At 35.1% G+C, this 23014-nt stretch carries 25 protein-coding genes; 20 read left to right on the top strand and 5 right to left on the bottom strand.

Translation table 11 applies throughout. The features are described 5' to 3' along the window. The 4 genes from OM075_RS21160 to nrfH form a co-directional block, all read right to left on the bottom strand. Window positions 1-608, bottom strand: a 608-nt coding sequence (locus OM075_RS21160) for a cytochrome c biogenesis protein (RefSeq protein WP_301192547.1), incomplete at its 3' end; no start/stop codon positions are given. Continuing rightward, complete coding sequence (locus OM075_RS21155; protein WP_301192546.1) at window positions 608-1828, bottom strand: cytochrome c biogenesis ResB family protein; 1221 nt, start codon at window positions 1826-1828, stop codon at window positions 608-610. The genes OM075_RS21160 and OM075_RS21155, both read right to left, overlap by 1 nt. 11 nt (window positions 1829-1839) lie before the next feature. After that, window positions 1840-3339 (bottom strand): ammonia-forming cytochrome c nitrite reductase, encoded by a 1500-nt coding sequence (gene nrfA, locus OM075_RS21150; protein ID WP_301192545.1) that lies wholly within the window; start codon window positions 3337-3339, stop codon window positions 1840-1842. Between the two features lie 9 nt (window positions 3340-3348). Continuing rightward, window positions 3349-3936 (bottom strand): cytochrome c nitrite reductase small subunit, encoded by a 588-nt coding sequence (gene nrfH / locus OM075_RS21145; protein ID WP_301192544.1) that lies wholly within the window; start codon window positions 3934-3936, stop codon window positions 3349-3351. 268 nt (window positions 3937-4204) lie between these two features. Here nrfH and OM075_RS21140 point away from each other — a divergent pair, with 268 nt between their 5' ends. From OM075_RS21140 to OM075_RS21065, 16 genes are all read left to right on the top strand, one after another. Continuing rightward, window positions 4205-5713: a PepSY-associated TM helix domain-containing protein gene (locus OM075_RS21140; RefSeq protein WP_301192543.1), complete on the top strand. Its 1509-nt coding sequence runs from the start codon at window positions 4205-4207 to the stop codon at window positions 5711-5713. A 116-nt stretch (window positions 5714-5829) separates the two neighbouring features. After that, entirely contained in the window at window positions 5830-6402 is a 573-nt protein-coding gene (locus tag OM075_RS21135) for a TetR/AcrR family transcriptional regulator (RefSeq protein WP_301192542.1), read from the top strand. A 12-nt stretch (window positions 6403-6414) separates the two neighbouring features. Then, window positions 6415-6753, top strand: coding sequence for a cupin domain-containing protein (locus OM075_RS21130; RefSeq protein WP_120271230.1), 339 nt, complete (start codon window positions 6415-6417; stop codon window positions 6751-6753). Between the two features lie 90 nt (window positions 6754-6843). Beyond that, window positions 6844-9162 carry an efflux RND transporter permease subunit gene (locus tag OM075_RS21125; RefSeq protein WP_301192541.1) on the top strand — a complete coding sequence of 773 codons (2319 nt, stop codon included), beginning with the start codon at window positions 6844-6846 and terminating at the stop codon, window positions 9160-9162. Between the two features lie 11 nt (window positions 9163-9173). After that, the gene (locus tag OM075_RS21120; protein WP_301192540.1) at window positions 9174-9944 is read left to right on the top strand and encodes an outer membrane lipoprotein-sorting protein; all 771 of its coding nucleotides are present in this window, start codon (window positions 9174-9176) and stop codon (window positions 9942-9944) included. 24 nt (window positions 9945-9968) lie between these two features. Then, the gene (locus tag OM075_RS21115; RefSeq protein ID WP_120271233.1) at window positions 9969-10199 is read left to right on the top strand and encodes a DUF2798 domain-containing protein; all 231 of its coding nucleotides are present in this window, start codon (window positions 9969-9971) and stop codon (window positions 10197-10199) included. A 2-nt stretch (window positions 10200-10201) separates the two neighbouring features. Further along, entirely contained in the window at window positions 10202-11452 is a 1251-nt protein-coding gene (locus tag OM075_RS21110) for a DUF1302 family protein (protein ID WP_301192539.1), read from the top strand. Further along, window positions 11452-11871 carry a DUF2147 domain-containing protein gene (locus OM075_RS21105; protein WP_301192538.1) on the top strand — a complete coding sequence of 140 codons (420 nt, stop codon included), beginning with the start codon at window positions 11452-11454 and terminating at the stop codon, window positions 11869-11871. The genes OM075_RS21110 and OM075_RS21105 overlap by 1 nt, the downstream gene beginning before the upstream one ends. 327 nt (window positions 11872-12198) lie before the next feature. Further along, window positions 12199-13362, top strand: coding sequence for an IS4 family transposase (locus OM075_RS21100; RefSeq protein ID WP_301192537.1), 1164 nt, complete (start codon window positions 12199-12201; stop codon window positions 13360-13362). A 55-nt stretch (window positions 13363-13417) separates the two neighbouring features. Next, complete coding sequence (locus OM075_RS21095; RefSeq protein WP_301192536.1) at window positions 13418-14068, top strand: metallophosphoesterase family protein; 651 nt, start codon at window positions 13418-13420, stop codon at window positions 14066-14068. Next, on the top strand, window positions 14037-14669 hold the full coding sequence (locus tag OM075_RS21090) for a hypothetical protein (RefSeq protein ID WP_301192535.1): 633 nt from the start codon (window positions 14037-14039) through the stop codon (window positions 14667-14669). Before OM075_RS21095 ends, OM075_RS21090 begins: the two co-directional genes overlap by 32 nt. A 5-nt stretch (window positions 14670-14674) precedes the next feature. Beyond that, complete coding sequence (locus OM075_RS21085; protein ID WP_301192534.1) at window positions 14675-15571, top strand: hypothetical protein; 897 nt, start codon at window positions 14675-14677, stop codon at window positions 15569-15571. Between the two features lie 30 nt (window positions 15572-15601). After that, a complete protein-coding gene (locus OM075_RS21080; RefSeq protein WP_301192533.1) occupies window positions 15602-16057 on the top strand; it encodes a TetR/AcrR family transcriptional regulator in 456 nt (151 codons plus the stop codon). Window positions 16058-16224: 167 nt separating this feature from the next. Further along, a complete protein-coding gene (locus OM075_RS21075; protein ID WP_301192532.1) occupies window positions 16225-17478 on the top strand; it encodes a DUF438 domain-containing protein in 1254 nt (417 codons plus the stop codon). Beyond that, on the top strand, window positions 17471-17995 hold the full coding sequence (locus OM075_RS21070; RefSeq protein WP_301192531.1) for a DUF1858 domain-containing protein: 525 nt from the start codon (window positions 17471-17473) through the stop codon (window positions 17993-17995). Before OM075_RS21075 ends, OM075_RS21070 begins: the two co-directional genes overlap by 8 nt. A gap of 7 nt (window positions 17996-18002) precedes the next feature. Continuing rightward, complete coding sequence (locus OM075_RS21065) at window positions 18003-18530, top strand: hypothetical protein (protein ID WP_301192530.1); 528 nt, start codon at window positions 18003-18005, stop codon at window positions 18528-18530. A 22-nt stretch (window positions 18531-18552) separates the two neighbouring features. On the opposite strand, the gene OM075_RS21060 is transcribed toward OM075_RS21065, so the two are convergent. After that, window positions 18553-19155 (bottom strand): Crp/Fnr family transcriptional regulator, encoded by a 603-nt coding sequence (locus OM075_RS21060; RefSeq protein ID WP_301192548.1) that lies wholly within the window; start codon window positions 19153-19155, stop codon window positions 18553-18555. A gap of 312 nt (window positions 19156-19467) precedes the next feature. Here OM075_RS21060 and hcp point away from each other — a divergent pair, with 312 nt between their 5' ends. The 4 genes from hcp to OM075_RS21040 all read left to right on the top strand — a co-directional run. Next, on the top strand, window positions 19468-21111 hold the full coding sequence (gene hcp / locus OM075_RS21055; RefSeq protein WP_301192529.1) for a hydroxylamine reductase: 1644 nt from the start codon (window positions 19468-19470) through the stop codon (window positions 21109-21111). Window positions 21112-21220: 109 nt separating this feature from the next. Further along, window positions 21221-21532, top strand: coding sequence for a cupin domain-containing protein (locus tag OM075_RS21050; protein WP_301192528.1), 312 nt, complete (start codon window positions 21221-21223; stop codon window positions 21530-21532). Window positions 21533-21582: 50 nt separating this feature from the next. Next, window positions 21583-22773, top strand: a complete 1191-nt coding sequence (locus tag OM075_RS21045) for a DUF438 domain-containing protein (protein WP_301192527.1) — start codon at window positions 21583-21585, stop codon at window positions 22771-22773. An 18-nt stretch (window positions 22774-22791) separates the two neighbouring features. Next, window positions 22792-23014 (top strand): hypothetical protein (locus tag OM075_RS21040; RefSeq protein ID WP_301192526.1); only part of this gene is annotated, 223 nt, incomplete at its 3' end.

Genomic DNA, 23014 nt, shown 5'->3' with positions numbered 1-23014 from the left:
CATGTCTCTTTGGGATCCCAAGTCCAATAATGCCCCCATGCTTCTTTTGCCCATAAAGCCCCAAAAATAAGCCCTAACGTGAGGAAGCCAAAGCCGACATAGACTATGTTATCTGTTTTTAATACAAAATCCTCTTTCAGATTATCTTTTCTAATGACATATAATCCAAGCAACCCGAAAAGTGCAGATAAGCCCAATAATGCGTAAGCAATCATATACACAATTACATGAGGTACAAACCAAATGCTTTGCAATGCTGGCATTAGTGTTTTACTGTGAATATCAGGATTTAGGTAGTTCAATAATAAAAATAGAATAGCCATACCAAGTGAATACATAAGCATTAGCTTGATTTTCCATCGCTTAAATATTACATAGCCTGAAATTGCCAGGAAGAATGAATACCAAAGTCTTGTCTCTCCAAGAGTTCTTAATGGTGGGCGATGAAGATTAGTCCAAAGTAAAACGATAAATACAGCCAGACTTAAAGTTCCAAGGATTGCAGTCAAATTGGCGATTTTGCCCATCTTGTCAGAAAGTGAAGTGCCAATAGCCAAAATCCATGCTACCACCGAAATAATTGCGAATATTTCAAAATTATGCCACATTACACTTCCTCCTTCCTTTTACCAGTCCATATCAGATAGAAAGTTCCTGCAATGAGTAAGAAGAATCCCAAATATACCGACGGCAACCAAGGGTCTTTAACCAGTTCCAAAATGCTTTTCGTTGACCAACGTCCCATTGTTTCATCATAACTTGTTTGATAAATCTTCCATCCGGAAATCTTGATTGGTTTATTTACCTCGATGATGGTATCATATACTGCTCCGGCTTTTTCATAAACCGTTATTTCAGACAGGAATCGTTTTGCTTCGGGTTCGGTCATAAGCATGATAGTGCTTGAATCTATCGAGTACATTACCTGATGGTATAAAATACTCGGACTTGAAATCCAGAATGTATCAACCATTCCGTTGTATGACTTTGTTATCATCGTTGATTGTGTTGCCCCCATCCCCAACACAGGTTCAAACCTATTTAAAACAGGCGCAGAACTCATTAAAAGCTTTTCAATCTTAAAATCGTAATCCTTATAGTTGAATTGCAAGCCCTTGTTTGGGTCTATCATTAAAGGTTTGTTGTTTTGATTGATTATCTCCCTGGTTTTGTTATCAACGAATGCAATTTTCGCTGGATATTCTTCAATGGAGAAATCTCGTAGCTTAATGGCAAAATTCAATTCTTCTGTACTGTTTCCGTTTTCAATTCCATACCAGGTAGTTTTGCCTTCTTCAAGATACATATTCAGTTTTTGTATGTCTCCTGCACCTAAATGAGCCGATGCAATACACAACCACAAACCGAAATGGTTTAAAAAGAAACCAACGTTCCTTTTGGAAAGTTTGGTGATGCGTTTAATGGTTACTGTTCCAAGTATAATTAAAAAGAAAACTATACCAATTGTGTAAGTCCAACTCGATGTAACATCGTACAGAAAGAATAAGGAATCTGATGGTTTTTGCGGAATTAAAGCAAGTAAAAGTGATGGTACAACAAATAGTGTTATCCCGGCAATGGATGCTGGAACACTATAAAACCATTTGAAAACCGCTCTTTTTTTTGATAACAGATATAGCAATAACGATAAGTTTGCTAATAGTGCTATTGAAACAAGATTGGCTGGCCAAGATATTTTAGGCACTGTAGTACCTGTTATAAATTCAATTCCTAATGATGCCAAAAATAAGGCAAAGGCTATTAAGAAGCTTTCGGGATACTTCCAGGGAAGTACCCATAAGCTCTTTTTTTCTTTAGTATTTTGCAAGGTAATTTATTCTAATATTTCGATTCTCTTTGACTGGCTTCTTCAAGCCATTGTGGAACCACAGTTCCTAAAAATTCTTCTTTGTCAGAATTTAGTGTAGCCATATCTAAACCAATATATTCCTGGGCTTTCGCTTTGGTTGAAATATCAGGTATTTCAACTTCTTTATTATGACCAAGGTCAGCTAATAAACGAGTAAGTTTAATTCTTGCTTCTTGTGCAATATTGATACCCGATGAAACAATACGACCTGTTTCAACAGGTGAGTGGAATGATGCACCATGAGCAGCGACAGAATAATCCCAACGCCATTGAGCATGTCGAATATCCATAAGTATTGCTTGCATTTGTTCCTCGTTTGCTCCATTGTCCCAAGCAGCTTTAGCTTCTACGTGGGCTTTAACCAATAAATCTTCTAGAATATTTACATTTTCTTTAATCTTATCCTGACGAGAATATACATCGGCAATGAGTTTATGAGCCTCTTCACGGTGACAAACTTGACATGAATTGGCGACATTATTAAGAGGACTTTGAATGTGATGGTCTGTAAATTTCACACCTCCTTGGCTTTTATATGGCATGTGACAATCAGCACAAGATACACCACGTTCCGCATGCACACCTGTTAAGTAAGTTTCATAACCTGGGTGTTGGGCTTTTAACATTGGGGCTTTACTTAGTTTATGCGTCCAGTCACTAAAATTCATATTGTCATAGTATTCTTCAGCAGCTTCAACGGTCATACCATTATCCCAAGGGAAGGTTAAATATGGAACTCCTTCAATTTTCTTTTTATTAAAGTAGTATTCCACATGGCATTGTGCACAAACCAAGCTTCTCATTTCCTGATGCGTGGCTTTGCTTATGTCTTTTCCTTGTCTTTCAAATGCTTCAATTAATGCAGGGCGAGAAATGCGTAGTTGCATAGTATTTACATCGTGACAATCGGCACAACCAATTGGGTTCACAATCTCAGCTCCCCACTTTTCCCATGAACCTTTATAGAACTCTGCAATTCCAACTTCATTCATCATTCTTGGAACATCGGGGCTTTTACAAGTCCAGCATGTGTTGGGCATAGGGCTTTTTACACTATCATTCGGTGCTCCAGTTCTAAGAATATTACGAACATCTTCTACTGCATAATAATGTCCTCGCCCTTGGTTATATTCTTTTGAAAAACCATATCCTGCCCAAAGAACTACCATTCTTGGGTCTTCCTCTAATTCATCAATTGTAGCAGAACCATTGTATTTACTTCTAAAGATGGTGTCAGAGGTTTGATAATAAGATTCAAACTCACGAGGAAAGTTAGCACCCCATTTTTCGTTACGGGGTTCAAACTGAGAAAAATCGTTTTTAGGCGCATAGGCAAACACCGCTTCGCTTCTTCTTTCTACAACACTAGATGCTAACAATCCTAAAAGGAATACAACTACAATTGTTCCGAGGAAAAGAACCCAGCCTTTCCAAGGTTTTTCTTTGATTTGTTCGCTGAATGATTTCATAGAGTTTCGTTATTTTTTTGTTTCTTTTAATGCTTCCTTTAACCAATCGGGTACAGGACTTTCGGGTAACGGTACTTTAGCATTAGGTGTACTCGAAAGGCTGTTCACCCTGCCATGAGGAACTTCACGATGGCATTCCCAACAAGTTCTGTCAGTTCTGTCAGAATGAAAATCGCCATGAATGGTATTCATTTTTGCATCCGTAATAAGGTTACTATGGCAACGAATACAATTTTGTTGCACTACATGATGTCCTTCTTCTTTTATTTGTATTACCTGCGGTTCAGCACGCATAGTAAAAATAGAAGCGTGTCGCATTCCATCTTTCCCTTTGAAATAGTATTTATTGAATACGTTATTGTGAGGTACATGGCAATCGTTACAGTTTGCCCATTCACGATGAGAACTGTGCATCCATGTAGCATATTGCGGAGCCATGATGTGGCAATTTACGCAGGTTTTTGGGTCATCGGACAGGTAAGATGATGCATTGGAGACATAGAATAGAAAGAAAAAAAGACCTAACAGAATTGCTGAAACGATAATGACAGGTATCTTCCATTTATCAGGAGGTAAAATCTTTTTCAATATGCTCATAGCCTCAAAATTCGTTTTTACATTAAAACTATCCTCCCCACAAATTCATTATTTCAAAACAATGAAAACTCAACCTTCTAATGCAAATATATGTTACCAAGAACAAAGAAGCTGTACCATATGTTACAGCTTGCAATTTTTCTGTTTTTTAATATTGCATTAGATAAATTTAAGAAATTTTCAAGAAACAGAAATAACAATATTTATCTTTTTAGGCATTTAAGCTATTGTTATTTAGATAAAAACAAACTCACAGACAGTTTACTTTATGGGAAAACTATATAAGAAACTACATAAATGGCCAGGGCTAATCATAGCCTTCCTGCTTTTATATTTCTCAATTACAGGTATCATTATGAATCATCGTGAATTCTTCTCTGGTATTGATATTTCACGTAACAATCTTCCAAAAGAATTCCGTTATCAGAATTGGAATAATAGTGCTGTTAAAGGCAATCTTATTTTAAATGCCGATAGCATTTTAGTATATGGTAATATTGGGGTATGGCTTACCGATTCAAATTTTACTGATTATAGTTCATTCAATTATGGTTTCCCAAATGGAAGCGATAACCGTAAGGTTTTTGACCTGTATCAATCAAATGACGGAAATCTATATACAGCAACGCAATTTGGTTTGTTTGCTTTTAGTAAGGAGAAAAAGCAATGGATAAAGTTTGAATTGGATGTTGACATTAAACGCTTTGTGGCAATTGAATGTGTCAACAATACGCTCTATGTATTAAATCGTTCCTATTTATTTAAAGGTAAGTCGGAAGGAATAAATACCCAATTTGAGAAAATTGAACTTAAACAACCACGAGATTACAAAAATGAAGTTTCGCTTTTTGAAACCATGTGGCAGATTCATTCAGGTGAAATTTTTGGGATTCCCGGAAAGCTGTTTGTTGATGCTTTGGGGGTAATAACCATTTTCTTATCGCTGACAGGAATTATTTATTTCTTTTTCCCCGGATGGATAAAGAGAAGAAAGAAGAAGTCGAAAAAAGTAACATCAATTGTAAAGACTAACCGATGGTCTTTAAAATGGCACAATAAAACAGGAGCCTGGTTATTTGTGTGCCTGATAGTCTTGTTTTTTACAGGTATGTTCTTGCGACCTCCGCTACTTATTGCAATAGCGTATTCAAAAGTAAGCCCTGTAAAATATTCTCATCTCGACCAGCCTAATCCCTGGTACGATAAATTGAGGGACATAAAATTTGATAGTGAACGAAATGAATTCCTTCTGGCAACTTCGGAAGGCATCTTCTATATGGATAAAGACCGTCTTGCACCAATTGCTTTTAAAATTCAGCCTCCTGTAAGTGTTATGGGAATTAATGTGCTTGAGCCATTTAATGACGGGGCGTACATTATCGGTTCGTTCAGCGGTTTGTTTTTATGGCATCCGGCTCATCCTGAAATTTATAATTATGCACAGGGGAAATTACATGTAGGCAATACAACAGGCAGACCGATTGGTGATTTTAAAGTTACTGGATTAGTAACGGATTTGGTAGGTAAGCAATATATGATAGACTACGATAAAGGTGCAGTTCCTTTATATCATGAAATGAAATTCCCTGAAATGCCTAATAATATTCTTAAAGAATCTAAAATGTCACTATGGAACTTATCGCTCGAAATTCATACGGGACGTTTCTTTCGTTTTCTTCTTGGTGATTTTTATATCCTCTTAGTTCCCTTATCAGGATTGGTAAGCGTTATGGTTGTATTGAGCGGATATTTGCTTTGGAGAAAGAAGTTTCGGTAAAATAATTTCTTTAATTACTGACAGTAAGTGTTATATGGGGTTTTAATGAAAATTAATTGAAAAAAAAGCATAAGTTAGCGAACATTAACTAACTTTGTTTCGTAATAAGAAATATGATGCAAACAGAAAGACAAATACAAATAATTGAAGAATCAATAAAACTCATAGCTTTGAAAGGTATTCAGGGTTTTACGATAAAAAACTTATCTAAAGCAATAGGTATTTCAGAACCTGCAATTTATCGTCATTTTGAAAGCAAAACAGCTATTTTGGTTGCAATACTTGATAGTTTCAAAGAAATGGCCGGAATGATGTCGTCATTACCTTTTGATGAGGAGCAACCCGCAGTTGAAAAAATTGCCTTTATTTTTTTTAGAATGCTTGATGTTTTTACTGAACAGCCTACCATCATACCTATTGTATTTGCAGAAGAGATATTCAAAAACGATAATATGCTGAAAGAAAAGATTAACGAAATACAAAACCTGAATTTGCAGAAGATAGAAACAATCATTGAGCAAGGACAGGAAGCAGGCAATGTAAGACAGGATATTGATAAATCATCGCTTGCAATAATATTTTTAGGTTCTTTTCGCTTGCTTATTAAACGTTGGGATTTAAACAATTATAATTTCGACTTAAAAGAAGAAGGAACAAAGCTTGTAAATTCATTTAAACTAATATTATAAAATTTTAATAGAATGAAAATTGTAAAAGTTTCAGAAACAGAAATTAAGCAAACTCCGCATAAGATTGATGCACGAGAGCTTTATAATCACGACAATGCACAAGTGGTTCATATTATGTTGAAACCAGGAGAAAGTCTTAAACCTCATAAAACTCCCGTTGATGTATTTTTCTATGTATTGGAAGGAAGTCCTGATATTTTTATCGGTGATGAAAAGCAGACTGTACCTCAAGATAATTTAGTCGAAAGCCCTAAGAATATAACACATTATTTTGCGAATAACACAGAAAATAATGTTCGTGTTCTTGTTGTAAAAGCACCCAAACCAATGGAACAAACAAAGCTGTTATAACTGAAATACTGCTCAATAAGGAAAGCGATTTATAGAATCGTTTTTTTTTAAAAATAAATAGTTAGTGAGTATTAACAAACATATAAAATTATGGAAAATTTATTGACAAAATTGTTACGCTACAAATGGCTTACCATGTTATTCATTGCAATGATTTCTGTGTATTTTATTTCTGAAATGAAAGAGAATACACGCATGGAAACCGACTTGGACGAATACATGCCGAAAGACCACCCAGCGTTTGTTTATAGTGACGAAGCTGAAAGTTGGTTTAATATTAAAGACGGTATTGTAGTGGCTGTTGAAAACAAATCAGGCATTTACAACACTGCAACACTTGATACGCTGAAACAGCTTACCAAACGCTTACAGAAGTTTGAAGAAATAGATAAAGATGATGTAAAATCACTTTATAATGCCGATAATATTGTGGGGTCAGATGGGAGTCTGGATGTGAAACGCTTTTACAAACGTGTTCCAAAAGCAGAGGAAGAATTACAGGAACTGAGAAAAAGTGTTCGAGAAAATGAAATGGTTTATGGACGCTTTGTATCCACAAACGAACAGGTTGCTGTTATTATTGCAGAAATTGGCGACGATGTGTTTTCTCAAGAGTTTTATGACAATATTCTTAAAACTGTAAAACAATCAGAAACAGATGATATAACTATCCATGTAGCTGGTCGTCCAATTGTTGAAGGCGAAATGGCGTTGCTTGCCCCTGCTGATATGAAAAAAATGGTTCCAATCGTGATATTGGTAATACTAATTGTTCTTTTCATCACTTTAAGAAGTATTAAAAGCACTTTCATCACTCTTGGCGTGGTTTTTCTTTCAACAGTTTGGGCTTTTGGTCTAATGGCGAGTGTAGGAATTCCAATTTACGCTGTTTCTACCATGATTCCGGTAATGCTCATAGCCATAGGGGTAGCCGATGGCATTCATTTATATAGTCATCTTCAAACCTATATGGCTCACAATCCCAGAGTTTCAAAAAAAGAAGCGGTAAGCGAAATGCTCAACCACATGTGGAAACCTGTGGTTATGACTTCAATTACTACTGCTGTTGGCTTTATTTCATTGCTTACATCAGAGGTATATCCAGTAAAATATTTCGGAATTTTCACTGCTTTCGGAGTAATGGCAGCCATGTTTTTCTCCTTGATATTCTTGCCTGCCGGAATCATGATTTTTGGTTTGCCAAAAGTCAAAAAAGCTGATATTGATGATGACATGGAAGGACATTCGCATTCAAAGTTGGCAAATAGTTCTGCTGCATGGATAGTGAAGAATAAATATGTTTCGATTCTGGCAACAGTGGTTATTGTTGCAATATCAATAGTTGGAATGCAAAAAATATGGATTAACTCCAGCTTCCTGGATAAGTTTGAGAAAGACAGCGATATTGTTCAAACAGATAAGTTTATCAATGAAAATTTTGGCGGTACCAGTACATTAAATCTCATTTTGGATGCCAATGGCAAAAAAGATGTTTTTAAAAATCCGGAAGTACTCAAACTTGTGGATAGAATGCAACAGGATGTGGATGCCCAATTGGAGGTTGTTGGCAATAAATTCTCACTTACCGATTACATTAAACGCATGAACAAGGTAATGAATTCCGATAACGAAGCATTTAATACGATACCCAACAGCAATGACATGATAGCTCAGTACCTTTTACTTTATGAAATGTCCGGTGACCCGGAGAACCTAACCAAAGTAGCAGATTACGATTACGCCAAACTCAACATTACATTTCAGTTAAAGAAGGACGATTCAAAATCAATAAATGCCGCACTTGATATAATTAATTCTTATGAAGATGATTTTGAAACACTTGATATTTCAATGAATTATGCAGGAAGCGGATACAAAGGGCTTGTTTTTACAGACCTCATTCTGGAAGGTCAGATAAAAAGCCTAATCATGTCCATTTTAATTATCATAATCTTGTTGTCTCTAATGTTCAGAAATCTTGTGGTCGGTTTAATAAGTGCTGTTCCAATTATTATAACGGCTCTTATCAGTTTCGGCATTATGGGCTTCCTGAATATTCCTCTTAGCACAACAACAGCATTACTTTCAAGTATTGCAATAGGTATCGGTATTGATTATGCAGTTCATTTTCTGGAACAATACCGTACAAATGCAGCTAATTACAACGATAAGTATAAAGCAGCACAACTTACTATGGCACATTCAGGTAAAGCTATAATATTTAATGCCATTGTTGTAATTGCAGGTTTTATGGTATTACTTTTCTCAGTGTTCCCTCCAAACCGGGAACTTGGGGCGTTAGTATCGCTCAATATGTTTACCAGCTTCGCAGGAACACTCACTATTATGCTGGTACTGCTATACATCGGCAATATTTTTATCAAAAAGAATAATAATAAAAACAATTAAAATTTTAAGTTATGAATACAATAAAATCAATAGCAATAGCATTGCTTACAATAATCGGATTAAGTGCAAATGCACAGCTTACAGGCGAACAGATAGTAGAGAAAGCGTACAACCGTGAAACCGGAAACGACCAAACATCAACACTTACCATGACCCTTACAAATGCTTCAGGGCAAAACAGGGTGCGTACCATTCAGCAATACACCAAAGATTTTGGTGACAACGAAAAAAGCATTATGTTTTTCCAAGCTCCTGCCGATGTAAAGAACACGTCTTTTATGAACTGGAGCTACGATACCGACCAAGCGGATGACCAATGGATTTATCTTCCGGCATTAAAAAGGGTAAAACGGATTTCAAGCGACAGCAAAAGCGACTACTTCATGGGGTCTGATTTTACGTATGACGACTTGGGAGACCGCAAGCTAAATGCAGATATACATAAACTGCTCCGTGAAGAAACTATAAATAGCAAGGCGTGTTACGTTGTAGAAAGCATCTCCAAGGATGAAGAATATATGTATTCCAAAACAATTACATGGATTGATAAAGAAACCTTTATTGGTGTAAAGAAAGAGTTCTATGATGAAGATGAAGAATTGCTTAAAATTCTGACCATTAAAAAAGTTGAGACAATTTCAGGGTTTCAGATTATCACCAATTCGGAAATGAAGAATATTCAGAAGAATCATTCTACCAGTATGGTATTAACAAACGTGAAAGTTAACACAGGTATTCCAGCCAGTAATTTCTCTGAGCGAATGATGACGAGAGGAATATAATATTAAGATTTTAATCAGAAGGAAATGAAAATAAACAAAAAATACGAAGTGCCTTTAACTCTTTTTTTAATGGTATCAATTATGACATCTGTTATAACTTTTGCAAGTATAGCAATGCATCATGGTATAAGCCAGGGATTTATCACAAAATGGATACAAATGTGGGGGATGGCTTTTTCAATGGCATATCCGTTGGTTTTAGTAATCATGTCACCAATAAAAAGATTTGTAGCGCAACTTGTTAAAAACGAATAAATATGAGAAAGAATATAGCAATATTACTAATAGGCTTAGTGTCAGGTTTCGCAACCATGGCACAAAGCCCTGATATTTCCGGTTTTGTAAGAACCTATGAAGGTGTTAACACGGAAACAGGTGATTTCTCTATTATCCAGCAAACCGCCAGTCTTAACTTTGAAAAACGAGGCGAAAAGGTATCTTTCAAAGCTAATCCAATGCTATACTTGTATAATACCGATAGCTTGCAACTTCGACTAAGAGAAGTATACATGGATATGTACTTTAAAAACTTTGATATCCGTATTGGTAAGCAACAAATAGTGTGGGGCAAAGCCGATGGCGTGTTTATAACTGATATTGTTTCACCTCTTGACCTATCGGAGTTCCTCCTTCCTGATTTTGATGAAATACGCCAAGGTGTTATTGCGTCTAAGATTGACTATTATATTGGCAACAGTACCATTGAGGCTATCTGGATGCCTGCTTTTTCTCCCAATCTTCGACCCGATGCTCGTTCTGATTGGTATATAGCTCCTGATTTTCCTGTTACTCCTACATTTGATTGGAGTAAAAATGCGGTAAATCCTTCACTGGAAAACAGTGAACTGTTTCTTAAATGGTCGGCTATGACCTCAAAAATTGATTTTGAACTGATGGGCGGTTACACATGGGATGATAATCCGGCAATGCATGTTCAGAAAACAATTTCAATAGACACAATACAAGGAGTACCTACACCTGTTTTAACCGGAATATCGGTAACTCCCCAACATCATAGACTTTCTGTGATTGGAGGTTCATTTAGTACTGAAATAAAAGGTATTATTCTAAGAGGTGAAGGAGCTTATTACAATGGTAAATATTTTCAAACAGAAAACCCGATTGCCAATGATGCTTTGGTGCAAAAAGATTATTTAAACTATGTCGTTGGGCTGGATTTCAGTATTAAAGACATAAAATTAAGTACCCAGTTTATCCAGAAATATATCATAGATTTTGAAGAAGGAATAAACGAAAATGAATTCCACAATACAGCCACCTTTCTGGCTCGATATGATATGATGCGGGAAACGCTGCACCTTGAACTATTTTCTTATATAGGCTTGTCTGACAGCGATGCCCTGATACGTCCAAAAATAAGCTATGATTTTGATGATAGTTTTTCGCTGCTCTTCGGGGCTAATATTTTTGTTGGTGATGAAGGCGGTCAGTTTGGGCAATACCAGGATAATTCAATGATTTATACTAAAATAAAATATAGTTTTTAATGGAAAGGTCTGTACTAATTGGCATTATAATGTTTCTTGGTTCATTCATTGCCGCAGCACAATCAGCAGATGATATAATTGGTACTTACCATTTGCCAAATGATCTGGATGTAGAAATATACAAACATAACAACAAGTATTACGGTAAAATAATAGCACTTAATAATTTTGAGAACGGGCAGTTAAAAGACATACATAATTCTGATAAAACAAAGCAAGATGAACCTTTACTTGGAAAAATAATTATTCAGGATTTGGTATATAATTCACTTGATAAGAATTGGATTAATGGCAAAATGTATAGTTCAGAAAAAGGTATAGTTTTCAATTTTAAAGTAGTTGCAATAAATAGAAATGAAATTGAAATAGAGGGCTCTAAATATTTCTTCAGCAAAACTATGCAGTGGAATATATTGTAGGTTAGTTTAATTTAATTTATCACCCAAATCAGCATTACTATATAATGAAATACAAACATTCTATTATACTTTTTTTTATAGGTTTTGTGTTTATAGGTCTTAATTCCTGTGAAATTAATTTTGATTATTCTCCGTATGTAATTGATTTCTCAGATAATGAAAAACAGGTTCATCTGAAAAATCTAAATAAGTTAATAGAGCAAAACAGTACTGTCCCATTAAAACTCAAAACGATCTTTGAAATATATGAAATTTAGCTTGTTATAGTGATATTCTGAGCGAACGGACTTGAAATTATAGCTTTGGATTAGATTAATCTGATTGCATATGTTTCAAGATAAATACGTTTTTGCTCAACTGGTCTCGTTTTTAAATCGAAGTAAGTTCAATCGTATTGTAGCTAAATATAAAGGTGACAAATACGTAAAACATTTCACTTGTTGGAACCAATTGCTAGCTTTGATGTTTGGGCAATTGTCCAATCGTGAAAGCCTGAGAGATTTGATAATTGCTCTTGATGCTCACCACTCCAAATGTTATCATATGGGGATGGGTAAGAATGTTTCAAGATCTTCTCTGGCTAGAGCTAATCAAGATAGAGACTACCATATCTTTCAAGAATATGCCTACTATCTGGTTACCGAAGCCAGACAGAAACGGGTTACTGATATCTTCAAGCTTGGAGGTAATGTCTATGCTTTTGATTCAACAACGATTGACTTATGTCTATCCGTATTCTGGTGGGCGAAGTTTCGAAAGAAAAAGGGTGGTATTAAAGTCCATACATTATACGATGTAGAGACACAGATTCCAACATTTTTTCATATCACCGAAGCTTCTGTTCATGATTCAAAGGCAATGAAAGAAATCCCATATGAACCAGGATCTTATTACATCTTTGATCGTGCATACAACAACTTCAAGATGTTATATAAGATTCATCAGATCGGAGCTTTCTTCGTTGTCAGAGCAAAAAAGAATCTTCAATACAAATCCATCAAATGGAAGCGTAGGTTACCCAAGAATGTGCTATCAGATGTAACGATTGAATTGACTGGATTTTATCCAAAGAAGCATTATCCCCAATATCTTCGATTGGTCAGATATTGGGATGAAGAACAAGAGCGCGAGTTTGTTTTCTTAACAAATGCGATGCAAATATCAGCACTTCAGGTTGCTGAGCTTTACAGAAATCGCTGGCAAGTCGAGCTGTTCTTCAAATGGCTAAAACAGCATCTGAAAATTAAGAAGTTCTGGGGTACTACTGAAAATGCCGTTCGGATTCAAATTTATGTTGCCATATGTGCATACTGCTTAGTCGCAATAGTACAGCAAGACATGCAACTTGATAGAAGTACCTATGAAGTTTTACAAATCTTGAGTATATCCTTGACTGACAAAACACATCTACGAGACCTCTTTGATAAAACTAAATTTCAAAATGACAAAGAACGTAATAGGCTTAATGAGCCGTGTTTATTTAATTTTTAATAACGTCCCAATTTTAATGGGACACTAGTGAGAGCAAAATACAAACGATGATACATTGAGAATTGCTTTTACAGGCGACAGCCATCGTTTTTATGATGAATTGAACGCTTTTACTCAAGCCGTAAATTCAAAAAACTTTGAACAAGCAATTGACTTAGTAATTCATGTTGGTGATTTGGCTGATTTTGGGTTACCTCTGCAATACCAATGGGGTAATAACATCTTAAAACAACTTGAAATTCCTTATTTTGTAGTGGTTGGAAATCATGATTTAGTAGGGAATGGATTAAGCGCTTATAAAGAAATGTTTGGTACAATAGATTTAAGCTTTATATATAGAGGCATAAAGTTTATTTTCCTTAATACAAATAGCAGGGAGTTTAATTTTGATGGTTCAGTCCCTAATTTAAAATGGCTTAATAATGAAATACAGCCAAGTCCCGATTTTACATTTGCAATAGTAATATTTCATGTTCCTCCCGGTGATGCTGATTTTGATACAGTCTTGGAATCTGATTTTGAGGAGATTCTTTCCCTGCATAATAATGTAATTTTTACAGCGCATGGTCATTTGCATGGATATGAGTACTATAGACCATATAGTGATAGTATTCCTTATGTAAATGTTTATGGTGTTGAAAACAATAAGTTTAATCTGATTAAAATAATAGGGCATGATTTCATGGTTGAGACACACAGTTTTTAGAGTACTATTACCATTTGGGATATTTATTTGTGTTCATAGTATGCCTATTTATGCTCAAAATAATGAAAAAGACACAGCAAAATGGTTAGACAATTATTTACCTGATTATGTTAAGTTTCAGTTTGCGGGAGGTATTGGCTTTTTATCGGGTGGTGTAGGTTATACTTTTTTTAATCATAGGCTTGATGTAACCTTATTTTATGGTTATGTGCCAAAGGCTTATAGTCTCGATAATTTACATAGTATTAGTTTACAATTAACGGCAAAACTGATACAAATACCATTATCAAACGAAATGGTATTGCTTCCTCTTAATTTTGGTTGGTTTGCACATCATACTTTCGGCAGTGAATATTGGGTTACACTTCCTGATAATTATCCCGATGATTATTATTGGTGGTCTCCGGGTCGTAACGCGGGAGTATTTGTTGGTGCAGAACTTAAAACTAAATTACTAGCCACTAAAACCCCTGCTTCTGGTATGTCATTTTATTGGCGAGTAGGAACACGTGGTTTATATCTAGCAAGTATTGCACAAAATTCAGTGATTCCCATTGCCGATATTATTGAATTTGGTTTTGGAATTGCACTATACAGGTAAAAAACATGTGGAAACTAGTTATTCTGCTTTGGGCATTATTTTTTGTAAATGCCGTTAAAAGTCAACAAAAAAACGATTCACTAACTTCCATCGCATTAACAACAATTGCACAAGTGAATCAAGGGAATAGTTATATTACTTTTCCTACAGATATTGGTAATATTGAACCTTTATGGTTCGAGGCAAATCTAATTCCTAACTTCTATATTCGACAAAGTTCAAATTCTCGTTTGATTGGTGTATTAACCCCTCAAATTATAATTCGCATGTATCAGGAGGCTTCTTTTCCAGTTCGCACCCCAAGTTATATGCCTCAAGTTACTGTGTATTATTTGCTTAATAGAAATCAAAAGAATAATACACTGAGTGCATACGGGCGGTTAGCTCACCATTCCAATGGGCAGGATGGTGATTTTCTATATGATGATGGGAGAATAAATAGAATTTCAGGAAGCTTTTCTACAAACTATTTTGAAGGAGGACTAATTGCAACCAATAAAAATCAATTCTTCAATGCATACCAGTTTTTTAAGACTTCATTTGAACTTCATCCTTATGGTGCAACAACTCCCGAATTGGATGATGTTTATGGTCATTATCGTTGGAATACAGCGTTTTCAATATTTAAACTGAAGAACGAAAATTTAGTGAGGGATAAAAAAAATCCGGCAATTTCTTTAAAAGGTGACTTTACATGGTTTTTGGGATCGTTTAACAATTTAAATACATTGGATTTTCAAAGATTAAGCTTTGGTTTGACTTTTTATTATCATCCCCATTTTTTAGAAGATATTGGTTTGTTTATTCAGATGTATCATGGCTCGGATTATTACAATATATATTACGATCATTACCTTAATATAATTCGTTTTGGGCTAATGACTGAAAAATTACGATTCTAATTATTTGTGTTTAACTAACAATCAATTACAATGGAAACAAGTCAACGAATTTACGATGCAGCAAAACATGCATTTCTTAAATTTGGTTACCATGGAACAACAATTGATAAAATTGCCAGGTACGCAGGCTCCGGTAAAGCAATGGTTCATTACTATTATAAATCTAAAGATGAATTGTTTAAATTGATATTTAGAGATTATATTATGTTGCTGTCTGATGCATTAAATAAGCATAAAGCAGAAAAATCACATCCTATTAATCAAGGGATTGAATATCCTGAACTATATGAAATAGCGTGGTTCATAGCAAGTGAGTTTAAGTATAACCATGAATTAGCAATAAAAACAATTCGGGAGAATAAAGAACTGACAGCCATTTTTCTAAAATCATATAACAATCCTGGTTGGTTAGAGAATTTTCAAAATATTATTACTGCACAATTACAGGCAATATTTATTAGAAATAATTTCAAAATTCAGAATTAGTATTAATAATAATCCGGCTTTTGCAATCGTGGTATAAGATTGAAATAACAGGACTATAAGCAGGTACGAACAATTTGACAAAACATAACAATCACGTTTTTGTTTAACTTACACATTAAATCTATAACTTGTATCTATGATGATTTTATTAAAAAAATTCAATTGTTATGAGCGAACTTATTAATAACTCAAAATATCGTAAAGAGCGATTAAAAGAACTGATTCTAAAACTACACCAGGGAGAATCGGCAGAAGCTGTAAAAAAAGAACTGGTTGAAACACTTAAAAATATTCCTTACGGTGAAGTAGTTGAAGTAGAACAGGAACTAATGCAGGAAGGCTTGCCCGAAGAAGAAGTTTTGAAACTTTGTGATGTTCATGGTTCGGTTCTCGAAGGAAACGTAGATTTAACAGGAGCAAAAGATATACCTGCCGGGCATCCGGTTGATGTTTTTAAGAATGAGAATATTGAGCTGAAGAAAGTAGCCGAAAAATCGAAAACCCTTTTAAAGGCATTAAGTGCAGTTGATGATTCGGAGTTTCAACAATTTATATTCGGATTACAAGGTGTGTTTAATCAATTGATGGATGTTGACAAGCATTACCTTCGTAAAGAGTATCTTGTATTTCCACACTTAGAAAAAAATGAGATTACCGGCCCACCCAAAGTAATGTGGGGTAAACATGATGAAATCAGGGAACAGTTAAAAGGTTGTATCGAGGTTTTAAACTCAAAAGATATTACAAAGACCGATTTAGTTGATTCTCTCGATTTGTTGTTTTTCCCGACTCTGCAAGCCGTAGTTGATATGGTACAGAAAGAGGAAGAAATTCTGTTTCCTATGAGTATGGATGTGCTAACTACAGAGGATTGGTGGAGCATACATAAACAAACCCTTGAATTTGGTTTTTGCCTTTACGACCCACAAGTTGAATGGAAACCAGAAGGGTTGACAGATGATAAAGATGAAACAGGAGTTTCTTCTGACGGAAGCATTCAATTACCATCAGGCAGTTTCTCCGCAAAGGAAATAATGGCAATCCTAAATTCCGTTCCCTTCGATATGACCTTTGTAGATAAAAACGACAAAGTAAAGTATTTCACACAAGGAAAAGAGCGGATATTTGTCCGCAACCGTTCTATTATCAATCGTGATGTACGTTTGTGCCATCCTCCCGGAAGTACCCATATTGTTGAGAAAATTTTGGAAGACTTTAAATCGGGCAAAGCATCTCATGCTCCGTTTTGGATTCAGATGAAAGGCAAGTTTATTAAGATTGAATACTTTGCCTTACGTGGCGAAGATGGTGAATACCTTGGTACACTTGAAGTTTCTCAGGATTTATCTGAGAACAGGGCTTTAGAAGGTGAAAGACGTATTTTAGAATATACAGACAATAAAGAATCAAATAATGGATAAACTAATAATTACTCCCAAAACGAAGATATTTGACTTGTTGGAAGCATATCCTCAGATAGAGGATGTGCTAATATCTGTTGCTCCACCATTTAAAAAATTGAAAAATCCTGTATTACGAAAAACCATTACAAAGATTACAACTTTAAGTCAGGCATCTGTAATTGGTGGTATCAAAGTTGAAGAACTCATTAACAAGCTTCGTGCAGAAGTAGGGCAATCAGCAACCGACTCAATTGAAGCAGAAGACAGCAAATATACTACTGAAAAACCTGATTGGTTTGATGAATCGAATATCTCTGAATCAATAGACATAAGAGAAATGCTAAATGCAGGAGAACAGCCAGTGCATGAAGTATTAGCTTTATTGAAGAAACTTGATTCAGGAAAAATCTTAAAAGTAATTGCACCGTTCATTCCAGTACCACTTATTGATAAGTCACTAAGTTTGAACTATGAGCATTGGTTGGATAAAAATGGGAATGAAGAATTTTTTGTGTATTTCAGAAATCATTCATAACGAAAATATGAAACAAATACTATTAACGATATTAAGTCTGGTTTTTATTGTTCAATTGGGGCAAGCTCAAGACAATAAATTTGAACGATTAGAATTTCTATTGGGGAATTGGCATGGAACAGGTTCTGGCTTCGGTAACAATAATTCAGTCATTGAATCCAGTTTCAATTTGGTTATGGATGACAATTACATTGAAGTAAGCAACGAATCTAAATTCGAACCCACAGAAAAGAATCCGGAAGGTGAACATCATATCGACAAAGGCTTTATTAGTTTTGATAAAACCCGAAGTGCAATTGTCTTTCGGCAATTCAACAACGAAGGATATTATAACCAGTATGTGCTGGTTGATTCATTATCGAACGATACAAAATTGGTGTTCTACACCGAATTTATCGAAAACTTTGTACCCGGAGGAAAAGCTCGCTGGATTATAAAAAAGCTCTCAGAAACGGAAATAGAAACGACATTTGATGTTTCATTTCCCAATAAGGAATACACTTGTTTTGGGACGAATAAACTTACCAAGCAATGATTTGAAAGGTCATTGCTTATTTTTACTTTAGCAATCCCGAAAGTGCTTTTTTATCCACAATTTTTATATTTCGTCCATCTGCTTCGATAATGCCCTCATTATGCATTTCACGAATTACCCTTCCCAGCGATGGACGTGAAATACCAAATATATTGGCAAGTTCACTCTGTGAATTTTTAAGCGTAAATTCCGTTTTACCTTCTCGTCTGACCTGTTCAAGCAGATAATTTGCAAACTTACCACGAATAGATTGCAAGCCCAATAGCTTAATCTTTTTGGTTAGTTTTTGCGCACGGTTTGAAATAATATCGAGATAGTTTTTAAGAACGGTATTTTCATTACAAAATAAATTCATTAAGTCTTGTCTGGGAATATATAATATTTTAGTTTCTTCGACGGCTATTACATCAACAGGAAGTGTATTATCCTCACCGAATAAGAATGCAGAAGCTATTGTATCCGGGGCATGAAGTTCTTCAATACGTAAGGACTTTCCCTGAAAATCCATCATTTCGCCAACAGCAGCTCCTTTAACAATAATTTTCAGGCTATTGCATTTATCTCCACTACTGGCAATCAGTTCATCTTTTTTGTATGTTTTTACCTGGTGGTGGACTTTTTTAATTATTTGGCCAATTTCTTCCGATTTTAAATCCTTAAAAATATAGCTCGATTGTAGCGCATCTACATAATTTAAAAAGCAGAAACTACATTTATCATTACAAGGCTGAATATATTTTTCATTAAAACATTTTTTTCTGTTGTTATATTCCTCATATACCGTGATTTAGAAAGTTTTTTTACACAAAAATAGAAAAAAATACGCTTCCTGTAACATATGTTACAACTATTGCTTTGAAAATGCCACAACTTTGTATTGTTGATTTGAAAAAATAACTTTTCAGAAATAGAAATAAAAACTTAAAATGATAAAATTATGAGCATGTTTTGTTATCAATGTCAGGAAGCAGCAAAAGGAGAAGGTTGTACCATCAAAGGTGTTTGTGGAAAAGAAGATTCAACGGCTAACCTACAGGATTTGTTAGTGTATGTCACCAAAGGAGTATCATTGGTTACTGAAATTGCAAAGAAAAATTCCGTTGCAATTGACAAAGCCGACAAGTTTGTATTTGAAGCATTATTTGTAACCATTACCAACGCTAATTTCGATGATAATAAAATCACCGATAAAATTATTGAAGGTATTAAGGTGCGTGATGCTTTAAAGAAAGAACTGGAAGATAAAGGCGTAGAAATCCCAAACCTTCCGGCTAATGCGACTTGGGTTGCAGAGGGCGAAGAAGCGATTAAAGCTAAAAGTGAGATTGTTGGTATTTTAACTGAACAAAACGAAGATATTCGTTCATTAAAAGAGTTGTTAACCTACGGATTAAAAGGGATGGCTGCATACGCTGAACATGCTTTTAATTTAGGTTATACTGACGAGAAAATATTTGCTTTTCTTCATAAAGCGTTAATTGCCACTACAAGAACTGATATTACCGTTGATGAACTAGTTGGTTTAACATTAGAATGTGGTGAGTATGGTGTTAATGTAATGGCTTTATTAGACAAAGCAAATACCGAATCTTATGGAAATCCTGAAATTACAAAAGTAAATATTGGTGTTCGTAATAATCCGGCTATCCTTATTAGCGGTCACGACTTGAAAGATATGGAAGAGCTGCTAAAGCAAACCGATGGAACCGGAGTTGATGTTTACACACACAGCGAAATGTTACCAGCTCACTATTACCCTGCATTTAAAAAGTACGAACACTTTGTAGGAAACTATGGTAACGCATGGTGGAAACAAAAAGAAGAATTTGAATCATTTAACGGAGCAATCCTATTCACTACAAACTGTATTGTTCCTCCAAAGGATAGCTACAAAGACAGAGTTTATACAACTGGTGCATCAGGTTTCGATGGTTGTACTCATATTCCGGACAGACAAGACGGACAACCAAAAGATTTTTCTGCAATCATTGAACACGCTAAGAAATTACCAGCTCCAACCGAAATTGAAACAGGAGAAATTGTTGGTGGATTTGCACACAATCAGGTATTACAATTAGCCGACAAAGTAGTTGATGCTGTTAAAACAGGTGCAATCAAGAAATTCCTTGTAATGGCAGGATGTGACGGTAGAATGAAAGGACGTGAATACTATACTGATTTTGCAGACCAGTTACCACAAGATACTGTTATTCTTACCGCAGGATGTGCGAAATATCGTTACAACAAATTACCATTGGGTGATATAGGTGGTATTCCTCGTGTACTGGATGCAGGACAATGTAATGATTCATACTCTTTGGCTGTTGTGGCTCTTAAACTAAAAGAGGTATTTGAACTGAATGATATTAACGAACTGCCAATTGCATATAACATTGCATGGTACGAGCAAAAGGCTGTGATTGTATTATTAGCTCTATTACACTTAGGAGTAAAAAACATTCACCTGGGGCCAACATTGCCAGCTTTCCTTTCTCCAAATGTTGCAAATGTTCTTATTGAGAACTTTGGAATTGCAGGAATTGGAACTGTTGAAGAAGATTTGAAGCTTCATTTGGCTTAATATAAAACATACTCATTTTTAAACGCTGCAAAAGAGATATTTTGCAGCGTTTCTTTTATCTAATAAAATTTTAATCGTAAATTTTATTATCAATTTCAAGATTTAAACGATGATTTATCCTTATTACGAGAAAAGTGCAGTACTGAAAACAGAGCAAGCGTATGGCTACCTATTGGCAGAAACAGATAACAATGATATTGTTGAATTACACATTTTAAAAAATGGTTTGGTTCCGGCACATGCACTCCCTGTTGATGTTGTTTTTTATGTTATTTCAGGCAGAGGGAAAATCACTATCGCAGATGAAATTACCAATGCCTTGAAAGGAGATGTTATTGCCGTGAAAAAGAACTTGGACAGAACATGGCAAAATCCTTTCGACGAACCTTTGAAGCGTCTGGTAATTAAACAGAAACCTTAATTGGGATTTCTTGTTAATTTTATTATTGAAGGTAATTAAAACAAATGCTTATGTCGGAATTTACAAATACAAAACAGGCAAGGGTAGAAAAGTTGCTTGAGGTTTCTAAATTAATTTTAGAAACCGGGAATGCTCATTCGTTTATCATTGAAAATAAAGATTTTATTCCAACAGTAATACCTACAGATTTTATCACCCTTTTCGATGAGATTATAAAACAAGGGTACAAAATGGAGGATATAAAGGTCCTTACGAACAAAGTCCTGAATATATTCCATGTTCCTATACGTGATTTTGTAAGAGTTGAACCCAAACCGGATTCATTTCTTGGTGTGCTAGAACAGAATAACCATGAAATGGAGGTGCTTTTGGATAAAATCCGTCCTTTTTTTAAGCAATTTGTGAAGGAAACCGACAATACTGACTTGCATAAAAAACTTATAGAACTGTTTACTCAACTCGAAGTATTTCCAAAGCATTATACAATAAAGGAAAATGTTCTATTCCCAATCATAGAGGAATCATGGCCAGACTATCGCTGTTTACAGATTATGTGGTCGTTCCATGATGATATTCGCAGAAATATCAAAGCTGTAATTACCCAATTACAGGAAGGAAACATCGACCTAAAAATTTTCAATAAATGCGTTGGCGACATATTCTTTAATATGCACGCCATAAAGTTCAGAGAAGAACGTATTCTCTTTCCTTGCATATTATCAACCATCAGCGAAAGCCAGTTAGAAAAGATGAATCGTGAAGGCTTTGAGCTGGGCTATCCATTTATTCAACCTAATTTAAAGATGGACAAAGAATTCAAACCAGATTATGAAGGAAACCTTGTAAATCTTGGAACGGGCAAAGTAAGTATCGAGCAAATCAAACTCATTTTTAATCACCTTCCGGTGGATATTACTTTTGTTGATGAAAACAACAAAGTTTGCTATTTCTCAACACCACCTAAACGAATTTTTCCTCGAACAACTGCAATTATCGGGCGTGAAGTAAGTAAATGCCATCCGCCTGAAAGTGTTCATGTAGTTGAACAAATTGTAGAATCGTTCAGAAGTGGAGAAAAAGACCAGGCTGATTTTTGGATTAAAATGCGAGGGGAATATATCCTTATTCAATATTTTGCTGTTCGTGACGAAAACGGAAACTACAAAGGCGTTATTGAAGTCTCTCAGGAAATTTCGGGCATTAAGGCTTTGGAAGGGGAAAAGCGATTATTGGATTGGTAATCTTAAATCTTTTAAAATATGGAATTATCAAAATTAAAGCTTGAGAAGTTTAAACATATCAAGGTTGTAAATTTTCCAACTGATATTAAAATCGAACTTGATTCTACAGACAATGAAGTGGAAGTCATTATCTATTATATTGATAAGATTGAAGATGTGAAGGCATTTGTTGAATTGAGCAACAGCTCGAATCTTCCAAAAGAGAACCGTACAATAATGGTTTATAAAAAGGGACGAAAAG

The organism is Plebeiibacterium sediminum (genome assembly GCF_026013605.1).
Taxonomy (GTDB): Bacteria; Bacteroidota; Bacteroidia; order Bacteroidales; family Marinilabiliaceae; genus Saccharicrinis; species Saccharicrinis sediminus.
This window is presented reverse-complemented; position numbering and strand designations above follow the sequence as displayed.